A 24,935-nucleotide genomic window follows, 5' to 3' on the forward strand; every position below is an offset into this window, starting at 1 on the left:
GGTGAGCACGCCGTCCACACTCCCCTTCAGCAAGATGCACGGCGCCGGAAACGACTTCGTGGTGCTCGACCTGCGCGACGCGGAGGATCCCTCGCCGGAGCTGTGCCGCGCGCTGGCCGACCGCCACACGGGCGTCGGCTGCGACCTGATCCTCGGCATCAAAGGACCGCGCAGTGCGGAGGCCGTCGCCTCCTTCGACATCTGGACCGCTGACGGCTCGCGTTCACAGCAGTGCGGCAACGGCGCACGGTGCGTCGCCGCCTGGGTCGTCCGCGCAGGTCTGACGAAGGGCCCCCGCTTCACCCTCGACAGCCCGAGCGGCAGCCACGCGGTCGACGTGATGGACGCACATTCCTACCGGATCGCGCTCGCGGTACCGCAGTTCACGCCCGAGAGCATTCCGCTGTTCGGTTTCGACGGCGCACAGGACCTGTACGAGGCCGACCTGGGCGGCGGGGTGCACGCGCGGTTCGCCGCCGTCTCCATGGGCAATCCGCATGCGGTGATCGAGGTCGAGGACACGGCCACGGCCCCCGTCGCCCGGACGGGACGGGCCGTCCAGGAATCGGGCCTCTTCCTGCCCACGGTCAACGTGGGCTTCGCCGAAGTGGAATCCCGCGACCGCATACGCCTGCGCGTCCACGAGTACGGCGCGGGCGAGACCCTCGCCTGCGGAAGCGGCGCGTGTGCCGCAGCGGCGGTGCTGATGCGGCGAGGCCGCGTCGACCGCAGCGTCGCGGTCGTCCTCCCCGGCGGCGAGCTCCACATCAGCTGGCCGGACGACACGGCGGAAATCCTCATGACCGGCCCCGCCACATTCGCGTACGAAGGAAATTTCCCCCATGCCTCTGTATGACAGCATCCTCGACACCATCGGCCGCACGCCCATCGTCAAGCTGCACCGGATGGCTCCGGAGCACACCAGCGTCTACGTGAAGGTGGAGTCCTTCAACCCGGGTGGCTCGGTCAAGGACCGCCTCGCGCTCTCGGCCATCCTGGACGCCGAGGCGAAGGGGCTGCTGAAGCCCGGCGACACGATCGCCGAATGCACCTCCGGAAACGTCGGCATCGCCCTGGCGATGGTGGCCGCGGCCCGCGGCTACCGGTTCGTGGCCGTCATGGGCGACACCTATTCCGTCGAGCGGCGCAAGCTGATCCGCGCCTACGGCGGAAAGGTGATCCTCTTCCCGGGCTCCGAGGGCAGCGAGGGAGGCAACCGGAGAGCGGACGAACTGGCGGAGAAGCACGGCTGGTTCCGTGCCCGGCAGTTCGACAACCCGGCGAACCCCGCATACCACCGGGAGACGACGGCCTCGGAGATCCTCGGTGACTTCGCCGGAAGGCGCCTGGACTACTTCGTCACCGGATTCGGTACCACGGGCACCCTGACCGGCGTCGGCCAGATGCTGAAGGTCGCCCGCCCCGACGTGCGCGTCGTCGCTCTCGAACCGAGCAACGCGGCCGTACTCGCCGGAAAGGAATGGAGCACGCACCAGATCCAGGGCCTGGCCCCCAACTTCGTGCCCAGCGTGCTCGACCGGAGCGTCATCGACGACCTGGTGACCGTGGACGAGGTCGTGGCGCGCGACACCGCCCGCCGCCTCGCCGCCGAGGAGGGCATATTCGCGGGAATCTCCGCCGGCGCCACACTGGCGACGGCGCTCCGCGTCGCCCAGGACGCACCCGAGGGCACGGTCCTGCTCGCCATGCTGCCGGACACCGGCGAGCGTTACCTGTCGACCTTCCTGTTCGACGGCGTGAACGAAGGATCGGACGACGCATGGCTGGCCTCCCTCGACGCCGGTTCCGCCAACTAGCACGACGGGAGCAGGCGCATGAGGGAATTCATCCCACCGGCCTCCCGCTACGTCGACCTGCCTGCCGGCTTCTCGATGAAACGCGGCGGCACGCTGCAAGGGGCACGCATCGCCTACGAGACGTTCGGCCGGCTCAACGCGGCGCGCGACAACGGCATCCTCCTTCTCACGGGCCTCTCACCCGACGCTCACGCGGCCTCGCACGCGGAGGATCCCACCCCCGGCTGGTGGGAGGCCATGGTGGGCCCCGGACTGCCCGTCGACACTGATCTCTGGCACGTGATCTGCGTCAATTCCCTGGGCAGCTGCAAGGGTTCCACCGGCCCGGCCTCGATCGATCCGCGCACCGGCGAGCCCTACCGCCTCGCCTTTCCGGAGCTCTCGATCGAGGACATCGCCGACGCCGCGGCGCACACCGTACGTGCGCTCGGCATCACCCGCCTGGCCTGCGTGGTGGGCGCATCCATGGGCGGTATGAGTGCGCTCGCCCTGCTCTCCCGGCACCCCGGGCTGGCGCGCACCCACATCAGTCTCTCCGGAGCGGTGCACTCGCTGCCGTTCTCGATCGCGGTCCGCTCGCTGCAGCGCGAGGCGATCCGGTCCGATCCGCAGTGGCGGCGAGGACGCTACGACGAGGAGAACTACCCCCGGCGGGGCATGCTCACCGCCCGCAAGCTGGGCATGATGACCTATCGCTCGGCCCAGGAATGGGAGAGCAGATTCGGCCGGACCCGAGTGAGCGCGCAGCGCCGGGCACAGGAGGGAGCCTTCGGCCTGGAATTCGAGGTCGAGAGCTACCTGGAATTCCACGCCCAGCGCTTCTCGGACTGCTTCGATCCCAACAGCTACCTCTACCTCAGCCACTCCATGGACCAGTTCGATCTCGGTGACTCCCACGGAGGAACCGCCGACGAGGCGCTGTCGCGGATGCGCATCGAGAAGGCACTGGTGATGGGCTCGCAGACCGACCTCCTGTTCCCGGTGCAGCAGCAGCTGGAGATCGCCGAGGGGCTCGCTTCCGGCGGTGCCGATGTCGAGTTCCTCGCGGTGGAGTCCCCGGCCGGCCACGACGCCTTCCTCGTCGACCTCGACCGCTTCGGTCCGCCGGTGGCCAAGTTCCTGGCGATCGTTTCCTGACACGGACCCCTGCGCGGGTCCGTAATCTTCCGTACTTCCTGAGATGGAGAGTCCGACTTGTCCGGGCAGTCCCCCAAAATCGCCCTCGTCACCGGTGCGAATCGTGGCATCGGCCTTGAAATTGCACGTCAGCTCGCCGAGAAGGGCGTCCGGGTGGTCCTCAGCGGACGCAAGCCCGACGCGGTCGTCGAAGCGGCGACCGCCTTGCGGAGCGCCGGCCTGAACGTCGAACCCCTGGCGCTGGACATCACCAGCACGGGCAGCATCGCCGGCGCAGCTGCCGAGCTGGAGGCCAGGCTCGGCCACCTCGACATTCTGGTCAACAACGCGGGAATCCGTCTCGAGGAGTACGGCAGGCAGCCGTCCGAGCAGCCGCTGCGCCAGTGGCGCGAGACGTTCGACACCAATCTGTTCGGTGTCGTCGAGGCGACCACCGCCTTCCTGCCACTGATACGGAAGTCGGCAGCGGGCCGCATCGTCAACGTCTCCAGCCTGCTCGCCTCCCTCACCACGCACAGCGACCCCGGATCGTACGCCTACAGCCCCATGTTCAAGTCGCTGCCGGCGTACAGCGCGTCCAAGAGCGCGCTGAACTCCTGGACCGTCCACCTCGCCTACGAACTGCGTGAGACGACGATCAAGGTGAACGCCGTTCATCCCGGATACACCAGGACGGACATGAACGAAGGCGCCGGCGACCTGGAAATCCCCGAGGGTGCGGCAACGAGCGTCGGTATGGCTCTCCTCGATGACGACGGCCCCACCGGTAGCTACGTGCACATGGGGAACACCGTCCCCTGGTAGGCGCGCAGCCCCGCCCCCTCCGACAGCCGACGAAACCCACCTTCCCCAGTATTGGACGAGCCTCATGGGCACCCTTGCCTTGGTCACCGACGTCGTCAGCCTTCCCATCGACTACGACATGCCCCCCTTGCTGGAGGCCTGCGAAACGGTCGGCATCACCACCGAGGTGTGCTCCTGGGAGGACGAGACCGTCGACTGGTCGCGTTTCGAAGCCGTCGTGTTCCGCTCCCCCTGGACGTGGGCGGAACGGAAGGCCGAATTCCTTGCCTTCTGCGAGCGCATATCGGGCGTGACACGACTCATCACTCCCATGCCGCTGGTGCGCTGGGCCCTCGACAAGCGCTACCTGGCAGATCTCGCCGCGCACGGGGTACCGGTCATTGCGACCACGATCGTCGAGCCGGGCGCAGCAGCCCTGCCGGCGGTGCGCAACTTCCTCGCCGCCCACCCGCAGGCCGGTGAATTCGTCATCAAGCCGACCGACGGCTGCTACTCGAAGGACGTCCAGCGCTACGCCAGGTCGCTGGAGGACGAGGCCGCCCGCCACATCGTCCGGCTGCACGCCAACGGCAGCCACGTCATCCTCCAGCCCTATGTGGAGTCCGTGGACCGGCACGGCGAAACCGACCTGACGTTCTTCGACGGCGTCTACAGCCATGCCATCCACAAGGGCGCCATGCTCATGCAGGACGGCACGGTGCACGTGCCGACGCTCGACTTCCGCCAGGCGCGTGCCGCCGACCAGGACGAACGCGCGGTTGCCGCAGCCGCACTGGCCGCCTCGGTGGCGCACCTGGGCCTCGACCGCCCCCTGGTCTGCGGCCGGGTCGACCTCGTCCGCGCGGCGGACGGCACTCCCATGGTGCTGGAAATGGAACTGTGCGAGCCCTCTCTCAACCTCACCTTCAGCGAAGGCGGCGCGCTGCGCTTCGCACAGGCCCTGGCCGAGCGGCTCAAGTGAAGGCCGAACACAACAATCCCTCTGAATTGCACGTGACCGACCGGGCTGCGGCCCGGTGGCGTGGACGAAAGGCTGCAGGAGTGGCGCACAAGCCGGGCATGCGGATCGTGATCCTGTGTGGTGGAGAGAGCTCGGAACGAGACGTCTCGCTCGCCTCGGGAGGCGCCGTCGCGCGGGCTCTGCTGGAGCGCGGCCACGAGGTGGTGCTGGTCGACCCGGCCGCCGAGACGCCGGTCCTGGCAGGGCCGCTGCACTTCGGTGACGTGGTGGACGAGTTCGCGGTCGGAAAGGAGCCGCCCTCGGGCCTCGGCAGGCTGCTGCTGCAGCAGCGCATGGAAGGCGCTCTGACCGCAGGACCGGTCCTCGGCCTCCTGCGTGACGCCGATCTCGTGTTCCTCGCCCTGCACGGCGGTTGGGGCGAGGACGGGCTCCTGCAGGAACGTCTCCGTGAGGAAGGCATCCGCTTCACCGGCGCCGACAGCACGGCGTGCACGGCGGCCTGGCACAAGGGCCGGGGGCAGGCGGCGCTGGGCGCCGCGGGGCTGCCCGTGGCCGAGCGCGCCCAGTGGCAGCCCGGCATCGAAGGGGTACCGCAGGCCGTGCGGCGGCTCCTGGCTGCCGGCCCGGTGGTGACCAAGCCCGTCGCGGACGGGTCGAGCGTGTCGGTACACCGGGTCGACTCCCTCGCGGAACTGGAGCGGGTTGCCGCCGAGACCGGCTCCGGCGGGGTCGAGCTCCTGGTGGAGCCGTACCTGCCGGGCCGGGAGTTCACCGTTGCGGTGGTAGGGGACCGGGCGCTCCCCGTCGTCGAGATCGAGCTGAGTTCGCCGCTGTTCGACTACACGGCCAAGTACCAGACCGAAGGGGTGAGCGAGGTGTGCCCGGCCCGGATCCCGGCGGACTTCGCTGCGCGGCTGCAGGAGCTGGCCCTGCGAGCGCACGAGGCCCTGGGCTTCGGCGCCCACGCCTACTCGCGCACCGACTTCCGCTGCGATGCCGCGGGTGAGCCGATGTGCCTGGAGGTCAACGCACTCCCGGGCCTGACGGCAACGAGCCTGCTGCCGCTCGCGGCATCCGGAGCCGGATGGACGTACGGCGAGCTGATCGAGCGCATCGTGGACCTCGCCATGAGCTGAGCGACATCAATCCGTCCGGTCATTCGAACTGATATTGGAACAATGGATGCACAGCGCAGTGCGATCGCGTTACCGCGCGTTTCGCCACTCTCGAACGGAACGCTGCTCGCCGCACTCGGCGTCGCGAGCTTCTCCTTCAGCTTCCCGGGAACGGTCTGGGCGCTCGACGGGTTCGGCCCCTGGAGCGCCACGGGAGTCCGCGGGGTCATAGCCGCCGTCATCGCGGCGGCGGCTCTCCTGTGGACGCGGGCGCCGGTCCCCGCACGAGCCGACCGGCCCGCACTCGTCATCGTCGCCGGCGGATGCGGGGTCGGGTTTCCGCTGCTCACCACACTCGCCCTGCAGACGTCGTCCACGGCTCATTCGGCGATCGTCATCGGCGTGCTGCCGATGGCGACGGCGACGATCTCCGCGCTCCGCACAGGACGTCGCCCCTCGAGGACGTTCTGGGCCGCGGCCGGGACCGGTGCGCTCGCCGTCATCGCCTTCACGCTGTCCCGGAACCAAGGGCGGCCGACGATCGCGGACCTCTTCCTCTTCGGAGCCCTCCTCGTCTGCGCGGCGGGCTATGCCGAAGGGGGACGGCTGTCGGCGCACATGCCGGGATGGCGCGTCATCGCCTGGGGCGTCGTGCTCGCCGCACCCGTCAATCTGGCCGTGTCCGCCTGGGCGTTCCCGCATGAGCCGGTGCACCTCACGGCGAAGGCCGTGCTCGGCATGGCGTACATCGCCGGTGTCTCGCAGTTCGGTGCCTTCGTCCTCTGGTACCAGGGCATGGGCCGGATCGGGGTACCGCGAGCGAGTCAGCTCCAGCTGGCCCAGCCGCTGCTGACGCTCGTCTGGGCCGTGCTCCTGCTCGGCGAGCCCCTCGGCCCGGCCGCCCCCGTCACCGCCGTCGTCATCCTCGCGTGCATCGTGGTCACCCAGCGGGCCAGAGCGTCATGACGCACGCACGACCGCGGTCCCGTCCACGGCGTCCGCTGCAGAGAGCGGACGCCGTACGGGATGCGTCAGGGCCGCGGGCGCGCCAGATCGGAGTCATGGCCGGTCAGCGCGTTCACATCCTTGGCAAGCCTTGTCATTTTGGCGTTCAGTTCCCCGATTTGCCTGGTCAGGGCTGCCAGGTCGTCCTGTCGTCCCGCGCCGCCGTGCCCGTTGGACGCAGTGCTCCGTGCCCGGACGAGTCCGGTCGGGACGCCCGGGACAGGGACTTCCACCTCCTGCCACGCCGCCAGCACGGCCGACTGTTCGGCGCTTCCGACGCCGAACAGTTCCCCGGCCTTGTGGAATGTGGTGCGGGCGAAATCCTGGAACTGGGCCTCGACGCCGGATGCCTTGAGCGATTCGTACCAGATGAGCCCGGCAGCCTCCCATGAGAATCCGCCGATGCCGACAGCCGTCAGGAAGAACGCCTTGTTCGGAATGCCGGAGTTGATGTGCACTCCGCCGTTGTCGCCCTGCTCCGTGTCAGGCAGGTGCATGAACTTGCTCATACGGTCGGGCTGGGGGTCCCTGCCGAACAGCGCATTGTTGTATGCGTGACCCGGAGCCTTCATCGATCGCAGGGCGTCGGCATCGATTCCCGGGGTCCACACATCAGCCCCGATGAGCCAGTCCGCCTCCTCGGCCGACTGCTTGAGCGACCACTGCTTGACCAGCGACCCGAAGACATCCGAGACCGACTCGTTCAGCGCCCCGGACTGATTGTGGTATTCGAATCCCGAGGTGTGCTCGGTCACTCCGTGCGTCAGCTCGTGGGCGATCACGTCGAGGGATCCGGTGAGGTTGCCGAACAGCTTTCCGTCCCCGTCGCCGAAGACCATCTGCCGCCCGTCCCAGAACGCGTTGTTGTACTTCCTGCCGAAGTGAACGTACCCGTCCAGGCGCATCCCCCGGCCGTCGATCGAATTGCGCTGGAACACTTCCCTGTAGAAATCGCGCGTCAGACCGAGTCCGTCGAACGCCTGGTTGACGGGCTCGTCCACGGACGCCGGTCCGTCTTCCGGCCTGGCCAGGACGGCGGCGCGGAGCAGGCTCCCCTGCTCGCAGTCGAAGACGGTACGCCGGCCGTTGTCGGGGGCAGCCGCACCGGTGAAGGACGACCGGACCGCTCGCTCACCCCGCAGACGCGCAGTGGTCAGCATGGTGTCCAAGGCGGCTCGGCGCACCTCACTGTCCTCGCTCTCCAAGAGCTTCTCGAGAAGGTACGGGGGGATGATGCAGTCGAGTCGTGAGGTCCTGCTCATGGTGCACCTCCTGAATAAAGGGACCAACGGTTGAGCCGGTGCAGCGATGATGCGACCGGGGCCCGGAGGGGCTTCCGGCCGGCCTTCGGCAAAGGCACCGCGGGCCGGGCCGAGGTGGGCGGTCGGACTCCGGACGCCCTACACCCAGTTGACTTCCGCACGCTCCAGCAGTGGGTCGTCCGTCAGCTGGAACAGCGGCACGGCGAAGTTGCCCGACCTGAACCGGCCGCCGAAGTGCAGGCCGAGCACCCGGTGGTCGGCCAGGTCGAAGACCGGGGATCCGCTGTTGCCGCCGAGCGTGGAACAGTCGTGCGTCATCGTGAACCCGGGCCCGTCCGGGACCAGCGCCGTCGCCGTGCCCGGCTGGAGCCGCTTCACGTTGTAGATGTCCATGAAGATGCGTTTCATGGCCTCCGGCTCGTTGCGGCGGCCGTCCGCCGCCGGATAGCCGACCACGTACACGGGCCGGCCCGGCAGGTCCGGCGGAGCGTCGGCCGCGACCGGCAGCGGCGCCGGCAGCGGCCCGCCGCCGTCGGCTCGCGGGGACACTCTGAGCAGTGCCATGTCGACGTCGCGGTGGATGCCGATGATCTCGGTGACCTCGAACTCGAACGATCCGTCTGTGGCGGGCGTGCCGAGTTCCTCAGCGGTGTCGATGCGCGCACCCATGCCCTGGCGGAAGGTGAACCCGCCGTTGCCGTCCGCCCGGCTGAACTCGGCCGCGACGTGGCGGTTGGTCATCACGGCGAAAGGCGAGACCAGGAAGCCCGTGCCCAGCCAGTCCAGTTCCGCGTGCCCGGAGACCTCCACCCGGCCGACCCGCTCGATCGACTTCCGGATGCTCGGCCGCTGTCCGTCCAGCAGGGCCCAGTCGCCCGGCTGGGAGACGAAGTCCTGACCCTGGACCAGGATCGCCGGGCGGCCTTCGAGCAGGACGATCGCCTCCACCCCGAAGTACTCGTCCTCATCGACATCGCCGGCGCGGCCCGCGGCGAGCTTCTCCAGCCCGCGCACCCCGGCCTCCAGCACCCTGGCCCGCTCCTCCAGGGCGGCGCGGCCGATCTGCGCGGCAGCCTCCTCCTCGCGCGGAAGGTCCTCGGCGGACTCGAGGATCTCAGCGTCCAGCCCCTTGCGCACGCGTGCGGCCACTTCCAGCAGGTCCTCCTGGAAGACCTGCTCGGGCCCGGTCGCCACCGGTGATCCAGCGCGCATCTCACACCTCCCGTGGTCGTGGCCGTGGCGTCAGCGTGACTGGGCCGCAGCGATCTCGTCGTGGATCTTGGGGCTGTGCTCCCGCAGGTGCTGCATGATGGCGCTCAGTTGCGTTCCGACGTTCACGAACGCCGTGCTCTTGCCCTGGAAACTGACGTCCGTGACGCGGCGCGTGCCTCGGTGCAGGGCAACCACCGTCCAGTCGTCCGTCAGCACCGGCGAGCCGGAGGAGCCGCCCCGGGTGTCGGTGAAGTAGCGCACGTCCCGCTCGTCTGCTTCGAAGGCGAGGTTGTTGCGCAGCGCGATCCGCTTCGGCTCTCCACCCGGGTGCTGAATGATGTTGAGCGCCACCGGCATGTCCTTGGCCACGGTCAGCGGAGCGGTGGCGACACGGAGGAAGGGCCTGACCGGCGCCCCGGCCAGGCGCAGTACGGCGTAGTCGAGCTCTTCGTCCCAGGCCACGAGCTCGCTCGCCTGCTGCTCCTCGACGTCCGCGTCGTCCTCGCTCAGGTAGTCGAACCGGGAACGTGATCCCTGGGCCTGGAGCTGCAGGTCCGCCGGGTCCACCACCTGCTGCTGGCCGTTGGTGCGCTTGCGGGCGTTGACCACGTGGTGGTTGGTGACGAGCAGGTCGCCGGTGATGAGCCAGCCCGTGCCGTTGTGGGGCAGCGCCACCGGCTGGAGCAGGGCGCCTCCCTGGTAGGGCAGCACCTTGATACGGGCGACCGAGGACCCCGCCAGCGCTCCGCCGCTCAGGAAGTCGAAGGGCACCGTGTCGTCCTGGAAGACGATCTCTTCCTTGGTCTCCCCGGTGGGGACGTCCGGTGCCACATCGGGCTCACCGGCCGCGTCGCGCGTCACTCGGTCGAGTGCCTTGAGGAACACGTCGCGGGCGGCGGCGTCGGTGAGTTGGTCAGTGGCGTTGCGGAGCCAGATGGCCAGGGGCACGGTGCCGTCGATCAGCCGCTCCACCCGGTTCATCTCGTTGAGGTCCGAGTGGATCTGCTGGCCGGGCGCGGCGAGGACCGGCAGCGAGCCGCGGTACTTCGGGAGGATTCCCGCGAACAGCAGACTCCGCCGTCCCGGGTCCGCGAGCTCTGTCTCCACCGCTGTGTCCCGCAGCAGTCTCACGTCGTCCTGGGAGAGATACGTGTCGCTCATGGTCGGTCAGGCCGCTCTGTGGCCGTTCCCTTCGGCTGGGCCCTCTGCTGAGGGGTCCGCCTCGCCCGGCTCCGACGCGACCGGCCGCGGGCCTGTCGGTACGGCCCGGCCGGGGGCGACGGCACCGGCGCCCATCACGGCCGCCACGCCCGCGACGAGCTCGCCGCTCCGGTCGTCGAGAGACAGGAGGCGCCTGGCGAGCAGGTTGAGCGTCCCGAGCCGGCGCGCCTTGCGCAGCAGGCCCTGCACTCCCTGGTGGGTGGGCCCGGTCGTGGACCTCGGGTCGGGCGGGCCGGCGGAGTCCTGCAGAAGGCGGCACAGCGAGGTCCGCAGCTCGGGCCGCACGGCCACCACGCGGGCGATCGATTCGCCGAGCACGTCCAGGACCCCGTCCTCGGTCTCGGGCAGGCCCAGGACGTCCAACGCGTGCTCCAGGATCCCCGGGTGGTCGCGTGAGACCTCGGCGACCGCGGCACGCACCAGGGCGGGCTGCCGTACGAGCTCCGCGTCGGGCAGCTGCCGCAGTCGTTCGGCGAGCCTGCTCCCGACCTCCTGGTCGTTGTCCTCGGTGCCCGGCGCCAGCTGTGCACGGGTCAGCAGGGCGCCCAGTGCCTCGAAGTCCTTGCCCAGGCCCGTCGCGGCCTCCTCGGCCTCGGCGAGGTCGTCGTAGGCCTCGGTGAGGTCGCCCTCCGCCTCGGCCAGCCGCGCCGAGAGGAGCAGCAGCTCCAGCTGCAGTCCTGGGAAGCCGTCCTCCTCGGCGCGGGCCACGGCCGCGTCGGCGGCTGCCCGGGCTTCGGTACGACGGCCGAGCCGGTCCAGGGTCTCGACCCACAGCGGGTGCAACGGGCTGCCCGAGGTCCACGGGCGCCGCTCCTCGAGGCGGGCCGCGGCCGCGTCGGTGTACCCCTGCGAGAGCAGGTCCTCCACCTCGCGGGCGGCGATGCGTTCCCAGTCCTCCTGGTCCGCCCTCGCCATCACCTCGTCGGGGGTGTGGCCGCCGACGCGCCCGGCGAGGTACGCGGCGGACCGTCCCGCCATGTCCTGGTCGGCCCCGGCGAGGAACCGCTCGACACCGGGCAGCCAGCGCAGCTCCACCTCGCGCGGGCTCTCGTTCAACCGCAGCCGGTGGTAGATCTCCTCCGCCCGCGATTCCAGACCTTCGCGTGCCGCGTAGTACAGGACGGCCCGCTGCCCGACCGTCCGCATCATGTCCGGACGGGCACGGTCGGCCAGCCGCAGCATGATGGCCCGCAGATCGGCCCGGTGCCGCACACTCCCCGGACCCGCGGATTCCACCTGGTAGAGCCGGGAGTACAGCCCGAAGAGGCGCTCCGCCTCCGGGTCGGAGTCGACCGTCAGTCCGCACGGCTCCGCGAGGACCTCCCGGATCAGTCCGGGGGTGATGGTCCGCAGCGCCATTCCGGCCTGGGCCAGGGTGCGCACGTCCTCCTCACCGATGCGGCTCAGGATCCGCTCGTACAGGATCCCCTGGACGAGCATCTGGTCGACCTTGTGGAAGAAGTGCCGGCGGCGCCGGGGCAGGCTCTCGATCAGCTCGTTCAGCGACTCGGCCCGGTCGCCCTCCTGGCCGGCTGCCCGAGCCGCCAGTCTCAGGCTCAGGGGATTCCCGCCCACGCGTTCGGCGAGCTTCTCCGCGAGCCGTTCGTCGCTCACCCCGCAGGAGGCCAGCAGGGCCCTGGAGGCTTCCGGGTCGAGGTCGGTCAGCTCAATGGGCAGGGGCTCCACCAGCCGGGCCGGATGCTGCTTCAGCAGCCGCCCGGCGACGACGGTCCGCAGCCGAGGGTGCACCTTCTGGAGTGCCGACCAGATGCCCCACATGCGGCCGAGCTCCGGGGAGCCGCGGTACATGGCCTCCTCGAAGGAGTCGATCACGAGCACGAGGGGTGGCTGCTCGGCCGCGGGTACTCCCACCGCCTGGACGACGAGCGTCGCGAGCCGGGCCGCCAGCATGCCCTCGCGCGCGGCGGACAGGGCGTGCACGCCCGACTGGGAGAGCCGCGCCATCGTCGCCCGGGTGGTGGCGAGTTCGTAGAGCTCGTCGACCGTGTCCTCTTCGGCCCGGTGGAGGCCGACGGTCTCCTCGCACGCACGCGCCAGGGTATCGAAATCGGCGTGGTGGTCGGGGAACTGGACGCTGAGCTGCCGGGCCATCTCCGCGATCAGGGTGGCCGGTTCGTGGACCGAGAGGGTGGGCCGTGCGAAGTCGACGTAGGCGAAGGGGAACGGGGTCGGGAAGTCGCGCAGGCTGTCCCGGAGGAACGTCGTGAGCAGCGTGCTCTTGCCGACGCCGCTCATCCCGTGGATCAGCACCGGCCGTTTCGTGCCACTGCCGACCGCCCGGGTGAACTCGTCCTGCAACGGCGTGGGCAGTCCGATGTAGGCGCGCAGCCGGGAGAGTTCCTGGGCGCGCCCGTGGAAGGCGCTGCGTGCGAGTCGTTCGATGGGCTGCATCAGCCGCGCCCGGTCCAGTAGCTGCTGGACCTCTCCACTCGGGGGGATACCGGTGATGCCCGGAATCTGCGCGAGCCACAACACCGCCTGCAGCGTGTGCGGCAGCTCGTCCAGGCTCTGGTGGGCGAGGTCCGGGGGCGTGCCGTCGAGGTAGGCCAGCGCGATGTGTTCCGGGCCCGGGCCGGGAGGGAACTGCTCCAGATTGGCCAGCAGAGCGAGGCGGGCCGCATCCGGACCGGCGAAGCCGTGCAGCGCCGTGTCGCGAGCCCCCGGCTTGAGCACCCAGGTGAAGGTGTCGCGCGTGCCGACGGCCCGGCAGTCGCGCAGCAGCTCCACGCCGGCCGCCCCGGAGGGCTTCTTCTCGCCGGGCAGCTTCAGCCGCGCCGGGTCGAAGCGGCTCAGCAGGGACGCCGCCTCCCGGTAGGCCCTGTGCAGGTCCGAGAGGTCTGCGAGGCCGGGGGCGGCCACCGCGGCGAGCAGCCGCTCGCTCAGGCGCGCACCGAAGTCCTCGCCGGGTGCGAGCCCGCCGTAGAGGCGGACCGACTCCGCCGCCGCCGTGCAGACCCTGCGCATGTAGCTGTCCGGTCCGGAGGCCTCACCCGCCTGGAGGACGGCGGGTACGGTCGTCTCCACGAGGCCGGCGATCCGCTGCGTGTCCGGCAGCTTCGAGGACTCCGTGAAGAACTGCCGGAAGAACTCCCGCAGATCGTCGGGGCCGAACATCCGGGCGGTGTCCCGGACCTCGTTCTTGCGGATCTCGTACGGGAGCTGGCGCATCGTCGGCGAGTACCCGAGCAGAACCAGCCGGGGCGGTACGTCCGGCGGCTCCGGCCTCTGGTTGTAGATGGTCAGGGCCAGCTTTCCGATGCAGTCCCAGACATCCGAATTGACGTCGAGCTTGTCGCAGTCGTCCAGCACCAGCCAGTACGGCCCGGACGCGGTCGTGGCCTGCCTGACGACGCGGTGCACCGCCGCATCGATCTCGGGTAGTGGATCGTTCAATTGTGTCGAATTCAACGGCGAGAGAACCGTGTTCGAGAGGGCCGGTGGGTCCGCCTGCGGGTCCGCGACGGACTCGGTGAGCCGCTGGACGACCTGCTCGGCGGTGGACGTCCGGTTCAGCGTCACCCGCACCGGGCGGAAATTGCAGTGCTCGCCTATGTGCCGGATCAGTTTGTAGCTGTAGGAGCGCCCGCTGTCCGGCTCTCCGTCCACCACCAGAACCGTCTTGTCGGGATTCTCGAAGAATTCGCGGAGCCGCTTCCTGAAGTCCACCCGGTCGATGAACATGTCAGCGCCGTTGCCGAGAACACTGCTGAGGAAGAAGTCCTGGGTCGAGAGGTGCAGCCGCGCGGCCTCCTCCAGCTCGCGCTTGAGGCGCATGGCCTCATTCCCGACCGGGAGGGAGCTGAGCCTGCCGTCCTGAGCGAGCATGCTGAGCAGCAGGAGTTGGACTTCGATGCCGCTGTTCCGCACTGCCTCGACCAGGGCGACCGAATTGTCGTTGCTCACGTAATTGAATGGGATTCTGCTCACGAACTCGGGCGAGAATCCGTGCTGGACCAGCTTGGGTCGCGGTTCGCCGGTATCGAAGACGTAGTCTCGCACCATTTCGGTGACGAGTCCCCATTCGGTGTCCTTGGGAGACATACCGCACCTGCACAGGCCGCCGGAGCGGCGTGGGAGACGGACTGCCTGATACCTGCAATGGTTTCACTCGGCCCGGTCCGTCGCAACGCGGTCGAACAGCGCGCCCACCTCCTTCCGGACGGGCGCACTGCGCAGGTACGGGGCGATGCCGTGATGGTTGTCGCTGTCGTTCGTGACCAGATGGTCCGTGACGAGGCCGGGCGGTCCGTACTCGGGCCGCAGCCAGTGGTCGAGGGCGACCAGGTCCCGCAGGTCGGAGACATTGCACCAGGCCGCCACACCCGCCGGGACCGCCGTCGGGAGCGCGAGCAGGTCCTGGACCTCGGTGATGCCGAGAGGAGCTCCCGCACTGACGAGCAGGCTGACGTCCCGTCGCTCCTCGCGGAGCACTTCGTAGGCGATGACCGTGCCGAGGCTGTGCCCCAGCACGACGAGCGGCCCGTCGCCGACACCGGCCAGCTCGCCGCGGACCACCTCGCGCATCGCCTCGCCGACTCCGCCGAAGAAGTACGCGTACACGTCCTCGAAGGTGGCCTTCACGAGCCGCTCGAAGAGGCGCGTGCGCAGGAACTGGGGGAGAGGAAGCGCCTTGGCGGGGTCCGACGAGGCCGGTGCGGGCACCGCGTCCTCGGCCCGGCCGAGGGTCTCCGCCGAGTACGTCATCTTCGCCAGCCAGTGCGCCAGTTTTTCGTCCCCGGCCCGGGCCGACGGTCTCCCGGGCCCGGGACCTGCCTTCCGGCGCGCCTCGCGGAGCGTGTGCTCGATGAACTCCTCCGGGGTCCGTGGCACCCGCCCGTCCGGGAACTCCCGGACGGGCGGCGGGCCGTCGGACAGGGGGTCCGGCCCGTCGTCGGGCAGGGGGGCGGCGTACCGGACCGGCGCCCAGTAGGCCATCCGCGACGCCGCGCCCATGTCCGTGCCGAACAGCGCCTCGTCCCACTGGGACTTGAGCAGTTCCTTGCGGACCTTGTTCCCGTTGCCGTGGATGTAGACGACGGTGGCGTCGCCCATCTCAGTCGCCCAGGACCACGTCTTCGAAGCTCTCCAGACGCTTCCAGCGGTCCGCGGGTGCGCGGGTGGCGGGCATGAGGTCGGCGGCCGGCAGCGGGCCGAAGCCGAGGCCGGTGAGCTCGACGATGTCGGCGACCGGCACCTGGAACGTGCGGAACGGGCCGAGCGGCGGCGGATCGCCGGGCCCGGCCCCCGCCATCGCCCGCTCGCGGTCCCGGCTGAGGTCCGGGCTCTGGTCGAGGATGTACCCGGTCGAGGCCAGCCGGCCGCCCTGGACGAAGGCGGCCACCTTCCAGAACCGCAGCGGCACCTGGATGCCCCGGTAGGGCGGGTCGGATTCGTGCAGGACGGGACCGGTGAAGACGGACAGCTTGCGGTCGAACCGGGCCGCGTGGTCCAGCAGATGGTTCTCCAGCCCCTGCCACAGCTCCTTGCCCTGGTTGAAGACGTCCTGCTGCGGGGCCGCGTTGGTGAAGTGGAAGGTGTCCGCGTTCGCGCGGTGGGCCTCGCCCGCGACACCCCAGACCGGGTCCAGGCGGCGGACCAGGTGCCCCCGGTCGAGGGAGTTGTCGCGGTAGATGTCGTTGCCGGCCTGCTGGGCCTCCGGTACGCGGGGGTCGAACACCCAGGCGTCGTCACGGGGCACGTCCTCCATGAGCCGCTCGCCGTCGATGCAGACGGCGGTGGAGGCGGCCAGCCTGCGATCGGGGCGCAGGACGACGGTGAAGTGGGTGTACGGCAGGACCACGGTCTTGATCCCGGCCGCGGTCGGGAGGGGGAGCGGGACGACGGCGCCGAGGAAGGACTCGTCGTAGCCGGTGCGATCGGCGAGGGAGCCCTGCGGTGCTTCGGCGCCCGCAGCCCGGTCCGGCGGTGTGTCGATTGCGTTCATATCGTAGCAATACCGTGCGCAAGTGATCGTTTACGGTCCGATGTCACGGGTCACCCGAAAGCGGCTCCCCCCGGCAGGCCCGATCGGGCGGCGTCCCCCACGCCCCGGTTCAGGCGGCGTCCTCCGCGGAACCCATGCTGTCGACCCCACCTGCCCGCCACGCCCCCGAGGAGTACCCGTGCCCACTGGCCTGTCCCTCCACATCGGTCTGAACAAGGTCGATCCCGCCGCGTACGACGGCTGGGACGGCAAGCTCCTGGCCTGCGAGAACGACGCCCGCGACATGGCGGCGGTGGCCCGCGCCGGCGGGTTCGACGACACCGTGATCCTGACCGACGACGGCACGGTGGAGAACATCACCGGGGAACTGCGCAAGGCGGCCGGACGGCTCAAGAACGGGGACATCCTGCTCTTCACCTACTCGGGCCACGGCGGCCAGATGGACAACGTCGGATCGGACGACGAGCCCGACCGGCTGGACGAGACGCTGGTGTTCTTCGACCGCCAGTTCATCGACGACGAGTTGTACAGGGAGTTCCGGCGGTTCGAGGAGGGAGTCAGGATCTTCGCCCTGCTCGACTGCTGCCACAGCGGCAGCGCCATCGAGTCCCTCCAGGGGCTGCTCACCCCGGAGGCACTGGAGTCGCAGTTCCAGACCCGCGACCCGGGCCAGGTGGAGGCGGCGTCCCGGCTGATGCCGCTGCTCAAGCAGCAGGAGATCTTCGCCCGGGACCGGGCGTTCTACGAGGGACTCCAACGCGAGCTCAAGAACGAAGACGGCCACAGCACGGCGCCCGGCGCCGTGCTCATCGGCGCCTGCCAGGACAACCAGGTGGCGTCCGACGGAAACGTGAACGGACTGTTCACCGCGAACCTTCTCAAGGTGTGGGGGAAGGGCGCCTTCCAGGGCGACTACCGCACCTTCCACCGCGACATCCAAAAGCGCATGCCCGCCATCCAGAGCCCGAACTTCTACACGACGGGCAGCCCGGCGGACGGCTTCCTCAGGCAGAAGCCGTTCACGATCTGACACCGGCTGCGGCACGGCCGCCCGGGAGCCGACGGACCCGCCGGTGGAAGCCGGCGGGTCCGTCGGTGTGCTCGGCGAGCCACTGCCGATGGCTCTGCGGCGGGAGGACGAGCAGTCCTCAACCGCGACCGCCCTCACCCTTCTTCGCCGTAGCCGGGCGCCAGGGCGCGAACGGGGTGGCCGTGCGCGGCAGGAGGGCCGCCAGTTCGGGGCAGTGCCGCACCACCACGCCGGCCATGCCGTTGCGCTCGATCCAGTCGATGCCCAAGGGGGTGTACACCTCGGGCCTGAAGTCGATCGTGAGGAAGCGGTCGCTCTGCAAACGGCGGGTCGCCATCAGGATGAAGATGCGGAAGGCGGTGTCGCTGAAGCCGAAGCCCTGCGGCGGGTTCTCGGCGAAGAGGCCCACCATGGTGTCGATCCGATCGACATCGCGGTAGACCTCCTTCAGGCGTGCGACCGTCTCCGCGTCGCTGGACACGTCCTCGAACCGCCGCACGCGCGGCTTGTGCAGACCGGCCCGGAAGTCGTTGTAGCGCGGCACACCGCGGCGCCGGGTGCGTGCCAGGTCGACGACGGACAGGTCGATGATCTCCCCGTCCCGCTCGAACGCCCGCAGGGCGTGGGGATAGTTGTGCAGGGTGATCGCGCCGGGATGAGCGATGCCGAGCGAGTACAGGGAATTGGCCAGCCCGGTGGAGCGGATGAGCGCCTCCGCGGCCGGGCCCTGCACGTCGTTGAAGCCGAGGGTGTCCAGCCTCCCGCCGAGCCGGTGGTCCATGATCTCGAAGTCGTCGGGGAGCAGCGGGTGCATGCGGTAGACGGTGACGAAGTCCTCGGTGAGCGAGTACGGAGCGGCATGGTGGTCCGGCAGGGTCTCGGGGATGCCGGTCAGTGAATGCGCCTCGAAGAGCCACAGTCCCAGCTGCTCGAGCCACTTGTTCGGCGGACCCTGCCAGTTGGTCTTCAGACCGACGTCGATCACTTCGGTGGCGAGGATCGCGGGGGTCCACTCCACGGTGTGGATCTTCGCGATGAGAGCCGAGACGATCAGTCGCGCCGTGTGGTAGACGCGGTCCTCGGTCAGCTTCGGGTACTCGTGCCGCAGCGCCTCGCACACGGCGTTGTGCTCGCGGGCGAAGAGGGTCTGCAAGGCGCTGAGGCCGTACCACCAGCTCTCCGCGAACCCGGTGAGCGGGAGGCCGCCCGGCCCGGCCGGCAGGTGGCCGTCCTCCAGACGCAGCGCCGCACCGCCGCCCGGCTCGCGCAGCGACCTTCCGGTGTCCTCGTCGCCACCGTAGATTTCGGAGCCGTCCCACCAGTGGGACGCCGCGTTGGCGAACAGCGTCGGCGGCCCGTTGCCGTCGGCCGGGTGCAGCCCCTCGTTCTCGGCGAAGCGCATGACGCCCTCGGGACGTCCGCCCGGCGTGTTCTTCCACGTGACACCGGGAGGGAGCGGCACCTCGACGCTCTTCGTGCCGGTGGGGTAGCGCTTGTGGTTGACCCAGTCGTGCACCTGGAACTGGATCCAGGCGGCGGCCAGGACGTTGAGGGAGCGTGCGGGGATGAAGACGTCGCGGTGCAGCAGCTCCCGGCTGACGGTGACCGGGTTCGGTACGTCGAACAGCTCCGGCTGGTAGACCGGCGCGAGGTTGCGGCCGAAGGCGGACCCGACAGCGCCCATCCTCGGTGCGGACAGGTCGTTGTAGGTGCCGTCGTAGCTCCGCGCGAGCCGCATGTCTTCGTCGATGGGATCGGGTACGGGCTGGGTCCGGGGCGGAGCCTCGCGGATCTCGGTGTCGACCAGGTTGTCCTGGCGCAGCTTCTGCCGAAAGGCCAGGAGGTTCAGCAGACCGAGGCTCGTGGGCAGCCGGTGCCAGGGGACGAACCGGTTGAGGCCGCGGAAGGCGGCGCGCAACGGCACGCCCAGTACGGTGTTGCGCCGGGGCTCGACGGCGGCGAACCGGAGGCCCAGGCGGTGGGCGCTGCTCGCTTCGTAGGCGACCTTGCGCGCACGGTTGAGGTTTCCGAGGGGCCGGAACTCCTCCGTCGTGTTCCACGGGTTGAAGGCGAGCTCGTCAACCCGTGCAGCTGCGGCGCGAGCCTCGGCGGAGCCAATGTCATGGCGCGGGACGGTCAGCGTTGCCACCCGCACCAGAGGCGTGTCCTCCACCTTCCACTCGGCCGCGCCGTCTTCGACGGGCGTCCGGCGGGCATCCACGTAGCGCTGCACGTACAGCTCGAAGACGACGTCCGCCTCCTTCAGCCGACGAGCGAGTTCGTGCTGCAGGAAATCGGGGTCGGTGCCGGAGGGGGCGGGGGCCGGCGGAGCGCCGTCCGCGGGGCCCAGCTGATAGCGCACCGGACCGGCGTCACCCCACAGGATGGCGCCGCGGCTCCAGTACGTCTCCAGCGCCAGGCTGCGCACCGTACGGCTCGTACCCGCACGCACGTTGCGCCGCATGCGCGCGGCCGTGGACCATCCCACCGCGAGCGGCAGGGTGACGAACAGCGCGAGGGCCTTGCGCGGTGTCGAGTCGGCGCCCGCCATGGCTTTCGCGAATTCGACGAACTCGCGTGCGTTGCGCGCGTGCGAGACCGGATGGCTCGTCATCAGCAGGTCGTGTGCCTCGTCGGCTCCTGCCGCGATGCGCAGGGCGGCTCCCCGCAGATCGGGGGCGTGGTCAGGCTGGCGGGCGCCGTTCGCATTGGAGAGCCGCACGGTGACGGGGTACCGGGCACCGGGTTGGGCGAAGCCGGTCCGCAGGTCGGGGGGCAGGTCGCGGGCGAAGGTCAGACGGGCGTTCTCGACGCCCAGAACGGCCTTGGCGTGGAACGTACGCGCGAGGTCGGCGGCGCCACTGCGCTTCCTGGACTTGAGCTGGACCCGCATGAGCTCACGGGCGAGCCGCTCGAAGACGAGTCGTTCCGCCTCCGGGTTGCCGCCCACGTAGTGCTCGTACTGCCTGATCTCGGCCATGTGTGCCTCTTCGCCTGGGCGCGCCCCGCTGTCCGGATGCGTTGCCGGCGGACGACGCGGTGACGCTGCACGGCTGCCCGGGACCGGGTCCGCGGGCACCTGGGTTACACACGGCAACCCTGACCCACAGGCGTGGCCTCGGCACGCGGAACAACGCAGACGGGTGGCGTCCGCTTCGAGCCCGGGCAGGGAACGGCCGCACCGGTTCTGCGGGCGCCGTGAGCGGTGACGCCCGCCCCGCCACTCCTACGGCCCACCGCAGGTGCGGGAGCGGGATGTGTCGAGTACTGGCAAACTGGTTCCGGAAGCCCGCACGGCAGAGTTGTCCGGCGCGTGCGAAGGCTTCTTCCCGCCACAGTGGGCCACACCGACCACAGCTCCTCGCCCGAGGCGTCATTCCCGGCATCCGGGGACGCTCGAGGCGCTCCGTCATGGGTGACTGCGCCGACACGGCCGCACCACGTGCCGCGTCGATACCGCAGTCCGACAACAAATGCGGGGGAGCGGACGAGGGAACGGCGATGAGGGTTTACGAGGCCATGGTCAAGGGCCTGGAAGACATCGGAGTACGGGCCGCTTTCGGCGGTGCCGGAGAGAACGCCGCCGGCCTGATGCTCGCGCTCAAGCACTCTCAGCAGATCAGGCCGGTCATCACACGGCATGAACAGGCCGCGTCCTTCATGGCGTGCGGCCACGCGATGTACACGAACGAACTGGGATTCTGCTTCGCGACGGCCGGGCCGGGTGCATTCAACCTGTTCTCCGGTCTGGCCGTGGCGATGTCCGACTCCTACCCCGTCCTCGCGGTCTCGGGATACGCCTCCAGGGCATGGCAGGGCTGGGGCTCCCTGAACGAGACCTCGGGCCTGAACGGGACGCCCGACTCCCGGGCCATGTTCGCCGCCACGACGAAGAAGTCCTTCTTGCTCACCGATGCCGCCGACACGTGTGACGTGCTCGAGGAAGCCGTCAACATCGCCTTCGAGGGAAGGCCCGGGCCGGTGCACATCCACGTGCCCGAGGACCTCACCCACCGCGGTGTCGAGGTGACGGGCTTCCGGCACATCCGGCTCCAAGTGGCCCCGGTCGTCCCGGATCCGGCCCGTGTGGAGGAGATCGCCTCGATGCTGGCCGACGCCCTCGCACGGCGCAAGCGCATCGTGGCGCTCGTCGGGTTCGGCGCGATCCGCAGCGGAGCGGGAGCGGAGGTCCGCCGCTTCATCGAACGGTTCCAGATCCCCCTGCTCACCACACTGGACGGCAAGGGCATCGTCTCCGAGGGGCACCCGCTCTCGGTGGGCGTCTTCGCGGACAGCGGGCACGCCAGCGCGTGGAAGGCGTTCCGCGAGGCCGATGTCGTTCTGTGCGTCGGCAACTCCCTCAATCAGCACGCCACCTTCAACTACCGCGAAGACCTCTTCGAGAACAAGGTGCTCGTCCATGTGAACATCTCGGAGACCGAGTTCCGCAAGGCCTACCGGCCCGACTACGCGCTGCTCTCCGACGCCCGCCTCGGGGTGGCCGCCCTCCACGAGGCACTCGACGGACGGGTCGGCGACGTCCCGGCGGCCGAGGTCGACGGCCGGGACTACGAAGCCCGTCACATCACGCACCTGACCGGAAAGATCCACCCGGGTGAGCTGGCCCAGACGATCGGCAGGATGCTGCCCCCAGGAGGTGTTCTGCTCGCCGACGCGGGAGCACATCTCGCCTGGCTGAGCTACTACGTCGAGCTGGAGGAGGGGCAGAACTTCCGCAAGGTCGGTTCCTTCGGCCCGATGGCCGGCCATGTCAACGGCGCCATCGGCATGAAGCTCGCACATCCGGAGCGGACCGTCGTCGTCGGGTGCGGTGACGGGTGCTACTCGTTGTCCGGTTTCGAGCTGATGACCGCCGTCGAGAACGACATCCCCGTCATCTGGATCATCTTCGACGACCAGGAATTCAAGCTGATCAAACTGTTCCAGCTCGTCACCTACGGGGAGACGGGGCTCGTCGAGTTCCAGAACCCCGACTTCGCCGCGTACGCGCAGGCATGCGGCGCCGAGGGCCACCGAGTCGAGACGCTGGAGGAGTTCGAGAAGGCGTTCCGTGAAGCGCTCGCCTCCGGCAGGCCCTCCCTCATCGACGCCCGGATCACGCGATGGGCCGTCCCCCATTACAGCCCCTCGCCCGACGGCGTCATCGCCGGCCTCGTCGAGACCATCGAGGCACGCTTGCGCGGCTGACGGTGTCAGCGCTCCTGCTCTCCCCCCGGCGAGGCCCGCGCCCCCGGCGAACGGCACGGTGCGGGTGCGGTGCGATCCGTGGCACCGAGGCCGGGGAGGGCCAGCTCGTCCGGTCGCGCCGTGAAGGGACAGCATGATGAACGACCCGCTGAACACCCACAGCCGTGCCGGGTTCGCGGCCCTGGTCAACCGCCCGCTGCTCACGTCGATCTGGCGTCGCCGCACGCACCGGGTCAGCCGGGGCAGCTCGGTCGAGGCCGGTTCGATGAGCTGGGCCTCCACCGCTCCACGAGCCCCGCTCACCGAGCTCGAAGAGGCCATCCTGATCGCCATCACGGGCTGCTCCGGCCTCACCATGCCGGACCGCCCGTTCGCCGACCCTCGCGACGGCAAGCCCATCATGGCCAAACCGAACCTCAACATGGCCGGCCGTACGGCGGGCAGCCCCGACAACGCGCAGGGCACGCACTTCTTCCTGATCAACGACAGCGGCACCTACTTCCTGCGCAACCTTCCCCCTGCACCCGACGGCGGGGCGGCATTCGACGAAGAGACCCTCTGCTCGCGGGCCGCCGAGGCGAAGGTGCGGCTGCTCGACCACCGCATCGACGTACCGGAAGGGAAGCGGGACTTCCCGGCCTACCTCGACTCGAACCGGTTCCTGTCCAACCTCCCGGGCAGCACCCTCCTCTTCCCCGTGGTGGACCTGTCACGGCAGTACATCAACGGGCTGATGTACCTGCTGACCCAGCCCGAGGGGGCACGGCCGGCGATCGTCGACGACCGGAACCTCTACCGCTCGGCGGGCGTGCGCAAGTGGGTGAAGTCGGGGTTCCTGAACGAGGACATCAAGCTGCCCCTGGGCCTCATCTGGGCCATGAGGACACAGATCGAGGCCGACCTGCTGCTCCAGAACCTCATGCTCACCGCCGACGCCATGGGTCTCGGGGCCTGGATCCACGCCTCGATCGCCCCGTCGATCATGCTGGGCGACCCGAAGTTCCGTGCCGCCTACGGTCCGATGCTCGACTTCGACTGGAGCACCCCGCGGTGGAGACCGGCGGACCTCCTGCGCTGGCAGGTGCCGCTCCCGCGCTACGCAGACCTGAGGGCCACCGCCGTCGGCCTGCGGCACAACGGTGAACACCTCATCAAGGCGATGTGTCCGCCCAACTACGGGACCATGGGCGAGGCGGTCGACGCCGTCGTGGCGGGCAAGTTCGGGCCGAAGGGCATCTACTCCGACGAGGGGCTGTTCGCGCGCATCTACCGGGGGGACTTCGGCAGCCGGTACCTGCACGAGGCCGACAGCTACTCGGCCGACGTCATCGCGTGCACGCGGGACATCTGCACCTATATCCACGAGACCCACGGGCGGTTTCCCGCCCACTGCGACACGATCCACGTACCGGGCGTGTGGCTGCAGGCCCATCACCTCGAGAACGCCTACTACGAGCGGTACTTCCGCGACGGTCTGACCGAAGCCCACCGCACGCACGACGAGTTCTGGCACGGGGAAGGGTGACACGGCCCCACGGGGCGAAACGACCCCACGGAACGGATCCGTCCGGGACGGGGGATCCGTCCCGGACGGATCCGGGGAAGGCCTCGCGGGGCCCGCTCGCGGTGCGGGGCCGTCCACCTCAGTCGATCCGTACGCAAATGGCCACCGGCAGTTTTGGCGACCAGGTATCGGTGCTGTAGTCGTACGCCTGGGCAAAGCCGTTGTTCCCGGGGGCGCAGGGCGCGGAAATGTTCGTCTCCAGGTAGACGGCCCCGCCGGAGACGCCGGAATTCGTCTTCGCGATCACGTTGCCGCTGTATCTGACCTTGCCCGTGTTGTACTTGACGGCCACATAGACCTTGCCGCCGAGGGTGAAGTTGCCTCCGCCGATCTTGAGATGGCTCCGGTAGGTGTACTGGAACAGGTAGAGGCCTTCAGGCGCCTTGTCCGCAGCGGCCGGCGCCGACCGGAGCTGGGTGGGCAGGCCGGCGGGTGCCGCGTCCGCGGGCGCCGTCGCCGCCGTCGCCGGCGGTGCGACTCCGATGCCGACGACGGCCAGCGCTGTTGCGGTCACTGCGAAGCGGCGCGACCAGCGAGATGCCGAGCGTGGGAACGTGTGCATGACTGCTCCTCAGGGCGGTTCGCGGTGGTTCGGTACCGTCAGTCCTGCGGGCGCACATTCAGTGGACCTGCG

Annotated in this window: 18 protein-coding genes; 10 read left to right on the forward strand and 8 right to left on the reverse strand. The window is 69.7% G+C overall.

Annotated features, from left to right (window positions below; all coding sequences use genetic code 11):
• The first annotated feature begins 1 nt into the window (after position 1).
• From dapF to OG444_RS33280, 7 genes are all read left to right on the forward strand, one after another.
• A complete protein-coding gene (gene dapF, locus OG444_RS33250) occupies positions 2-856 on the forward strand; it encodes a diaminopimelate epimerase (protein WP_327265587.1) in 855 nt (284 codons plus the stop codon).
• A complete protein-coding gene (gene cysK, locus OG444_RS33255; protein ID WP_327265588.1) occupies positions 843-1,817 on the forward strand; it encodes a cysteine synthase A in 975 nt (324 codons plus the stop codon). Before dapF ends, cysK begins: the two co-directional genes overlap by 14 nt.
• An 18-nt stretch (positions 1,818-1,835) precedes the next feature.
• Positions 1,836-2,954 (forward strand): homoserine O-acetyltransferase MetX, encoded by a 1,119-nt coding sequence (metX, locus tag OG444_RS33260; protein WP_327265589.1) that lies wholly within the window; start codon positions 1,836-1,838, stop codon positions 2,952-2,954.
• Between the two features lie 57 nt (positions 2,955-3,011).
• Positions 3,012-3,758 carry an SDR family oxidoreductase gene (locus OG444_RS33265; RefSeq protein WP_327265590.1) on the forward strand — a complete coding sequence of 249 codons (747 nt, stop codon included), beginning with the start codon at positions 3,012-3,014 and terminating at the stop codon, positions 3,756-3,758.
• A gap of 64 nt (positions 3,759-3,822) precedes the next feature.
• Positions 3,823-4,719 (forward strand): ATP-grasp domain-containing protein, encoded by an 897-nt coding sequence (locus OG444_RS33270; protein WP_327265591.1) that lies wholly within the window; start codon positions 3,823-3,825, stop codon positions 4,717-4,719.
• An 80-nt stretch (positions 4,720-4,799) separates the two neighbouring features.
• Complete coding sequence (locus OG444_RS33275; protein ID WP_327265592.1) at positions 4,800-5,855, forward strand: D-alanine--D-alanine ligase family protein; 1,056 nt, start codon at positions 4,800-4,802, stop codon at positions 5,853-5,855.
• Between the two features lie 42 nt (positions 5,856-5,897).
• Complete coding sequence (locus OG444_RS33280; RefSeq protein WP_327265593.1) at positions 5,898-6,800, forward strand: DMT family transporter; 903 nt, start codon at positions 5,898-5,900, stop codon at positions 6,798-6,800.
• Positions 6,801-6,865: 65 nt separating this feature from the next.
• Here the strand turns inward: OG444_RS33280 and OG444_RS33285 are convergent, their stop codons facing one another.
• The 6 genes from OG444_RS33285 to OG444_RS33310 all read right to left on the reverse strand — a co-directional run bounded on the left by OG444_RS33285 (position 6,866) and on the right by OG444_RS33310 (position 16,499).
• The gene (locus tag OG444_RS33285; RefSeq protein WP_327267002.1) at positions 6,866-7,999 is read right to left on the reverse strand and encodes a M4 family metallopeptidase; all 1,134 of its coding nucleotides are present in this window, start codon (positions 7,997-7,999) and stop codon (positions 6,866-6,868) included.
• Positions 8,000-8,239: 240 nt separating this feature from the next.
• Positions 8,240-9,313, reverse strand: coding sequence for a trypsin-like serine peptidase (locus tag OG444_RS33290; protein ID WP_327265594.1), 1,074 nt, complete (start codon positions 9,311-9,313; stop codon positions 8,240-8,242).
• 30 nt (positions 9,314-9,343) lie between these two features.
• Positions 9,344-10,474: a trypsin-like peptidase domain-containing protein gene (locus OG444_RS33295; RefSeq protein WP_327265595.1), complete on the reverse strand. Its 1,131-nt coding sequence runs from the start codon at positions 10,472-10,474 to the stop codon at positions 9,344-9,346.
• Between the two features lie 6 nt (positions 10,475-10,480).
• Positions 10,481-14,458 carry an ATP-binding protein gene (locus tag OG444_RS33300; RefSeq protein WP_327265596.1) on the reverse strand — a complete coding sequence of 1,326 codons (3,978 nt, stop codon included), beginning with the start codon at positions 14,456-14,458 and terminating at the stop codon, positions 10,481-10,483.
• 201 nt (positions 14,459-14,659) lie between these two features.
• Positions 14,660-15,607, reverse strand: coding sequence for a hypothetical protein (locus OG444_RS33305; RefSeq protein WP_327265597.1), 948 nt, complete (start codon positions 15,605-15,607; stop codon positions 14,660-14,662).
• A 1-nt stretch (position 15,608) separates the two neighbouring features.
• Positions 15,609-16,499: a DNA/RNA non-specific endonuclease gene (locus OG444_RS33310; RefSeq protein WP_327265598.1), complete on the reverse strand. Its 891-nt coding sequence runs from the start codon at positions 16,497-16,499 to the stop codon at positions 15,609-15,611.
• A gap of 178 nt (positions 16,500-16,677) precedes the next feature.
• Here OG444_RS33310 and OG444_RS33315 point away from each other — a divergent pair, with 178 nt between their 5' ends.
• Positions 16,678-17,529 carry a caspase family protein gene (locus OG444_RS33315; RefSeq protein ID WP_327265599.1) on the forward strand — a complete coding sequence of 284 codons (852 nt, stop codon included), beginning with the start codon at positions 16,678-16,680 and terminating at the stop codon, positions 17,527-17,529.
• 118 nt (positions 17,530-17,647) lie between these two features.
• On the opposite strand, the gene OG444_RS33320 is transcribed toward OG444_RS33315, so the two are convergent.
• Positions 17,648-20,509, reverse strand: coding sequence for a peroxidase family protein (locus OG444_RS33320; protein ID WP_327265600.1), 2,862 nt, complete (start codon positions 20,507-20,509; stop codon positions 17,648-17,650).
• Between the two features lie 521 nt (positions 20,510-21,030).
• On the opposite strand from OG444_RS33320, the gene OG444_RS33325 reads away from it, so the two are divergent.
• Both OG444_RS33325 and OG444_RS33330 read left to right on the forward strand, forming a co-directional pair.
• Positions 21,031-22,737, forward strand: coding sequence for a thiamine pyrophosphate-binding protein (locus tag OG444_RS33325; protein ID WP_327265601.1), 1,707 nt, complete (start codon positions 21,031-21,033; stop codon positions 22,735-22,737).
• A gap of 133 nt (positions 22,738-22,870) precedes the next feature.
• Positions 22,871-24,262 carry a hypothetical protein gene (locus OG444_RS33330; RefSeq protein ID WP_327265602.1) on the forward strand — a complete coding sequence of 464 codons (1,392 nt, stop codon included), beginning with the start codon at positions 22,871-22,873 and terminating at the stop codon, positions 24,260-24,262.
• Between the two features lie 118 nt (positions 24,263-24,380).
• Here the strand turns inward: OG444_RS33330 and OG444_RS33335 are convergent, their stop codons facing one another.
• Positions 24,381-24,863 carry a hypothetical protein gene (locus OG444_RS33335; protein ID WP_327265603.1) on the reverse strand — a complete coding sequence of 161 codons (483 nt, stop codon included), beginning with the start codon at positions 24,861-24,863 and terminating at the stop codon, positions 24,381-24,383.
• Positions 24,864-24,935 lie beyond the last annotated feature (72 nt).

Origin of the sequence: Streptomyces sp. NBC_01232 (assembly GCF_035989885.1) — a bacterium.
Lineage (GTDB): Bacteria > Actinomycetota > Actinomycetes > Streptomycetales > Streptomycetaceae > Streptomyces.

What these genes read in the sequence shown, in the direction of transcription:
- OG444_RS33325 (WP_327265601.1), top strand. Translation starts at nt 21,031, where the DNA reads ATGAGGGTTTACGAGGCCATGGTCAAGGGCCTGGAAGACATCGGAGTA.
- OG444_RS33330 (WP_327265602.1), top strand. Translation starts at nt 22,871, where the DNA reads ATGATGAACGACCCGCTGAACACCCACAGCCGTGCCGGGTTCGCGGCC.
- OG444_RS33290 (WP_327265594.1), bottom strand. Translation starts at nt 9,313, where the DNA reads ATGCGCGCTGGATCACCGGTGGCGACCGGGCCCGAGCAGGTCTTCCAG.
- OG444_RS33335 (WP_327265603.1), bottom strand. Translation starts at nt 24,863, where the DNA reads ATGCACACGTTCCCACGCTCGGCATCTCGCTGGTCGCGCCGCTTCGCA.
- cysK (WP_327265588.1), top strand. Translation starts at nt 843, where the DNA reads ATGCCTCTGTATGACAGCATCCTCGACACCATCGGCCGCACGCCCATC.
- OG444_RS33305 (WP_327265597.1), bottom strand. Translation starts at nt 15,607, where the DNA reads ATGGGCGACGCCACCGTCGTCTACATCCACGGCAACGGGAACAAGGTC.
- OG444_RS33285 (WP_327267002.1), bottom strand. Translation starts at nt 7,999, where the DNA reads ATGCTGACCACTGCGCGTCTGCGGGGTGAGCGAGCGGTCCGGTCGTCC.
- OG444_RS33295 (WP_327265595.1), bottom strand. Translation starts at nt 10,474, where the DNA reads ATGAGCGACACGTATCTCTCCCAGGACGACGTGAGACTGCTGCGGGAC.
- OG444_RS33320 (WP_327265600.1), bottom strand. Translation starts at nt 20,509, where the DNA reads ATGGCCGAGATCAGGCAGTACGAGCACTACGTGGGCGGCAACCCGGAG.
- OG444_RS33280 (WP_327265593.1), top strand. Translation starts at nt 5,898, where the DNA reads ATGGATGCACAGCGCAGTGCGATCGCGTTACCGCGCGTTTCGCCACTC.
- metX (WP_327265589.1), top strand. Translation starts at nt 1,836, where the DNA reads ATGAGGGAATTCATCCCACCGGCCTCCCGCTACGTCGACCTGCCTGCC.
- OG444_RS33270 (WP_327265591.1), top strand. Translation starts at nt 3,823, where the DNA reads ATGGGCACCCTTGCCTTGGTCACCGACGTCGTCAGCCTTCCCATCGAC.
- OG444_RS33310 (WP_327265598.1), bottom strand. Translation starts at nt 16,499, where the DNA reads ATGAACGCAATCGACACACCGCCGGACCGGGCTGCGGGCGCCGAAGCA.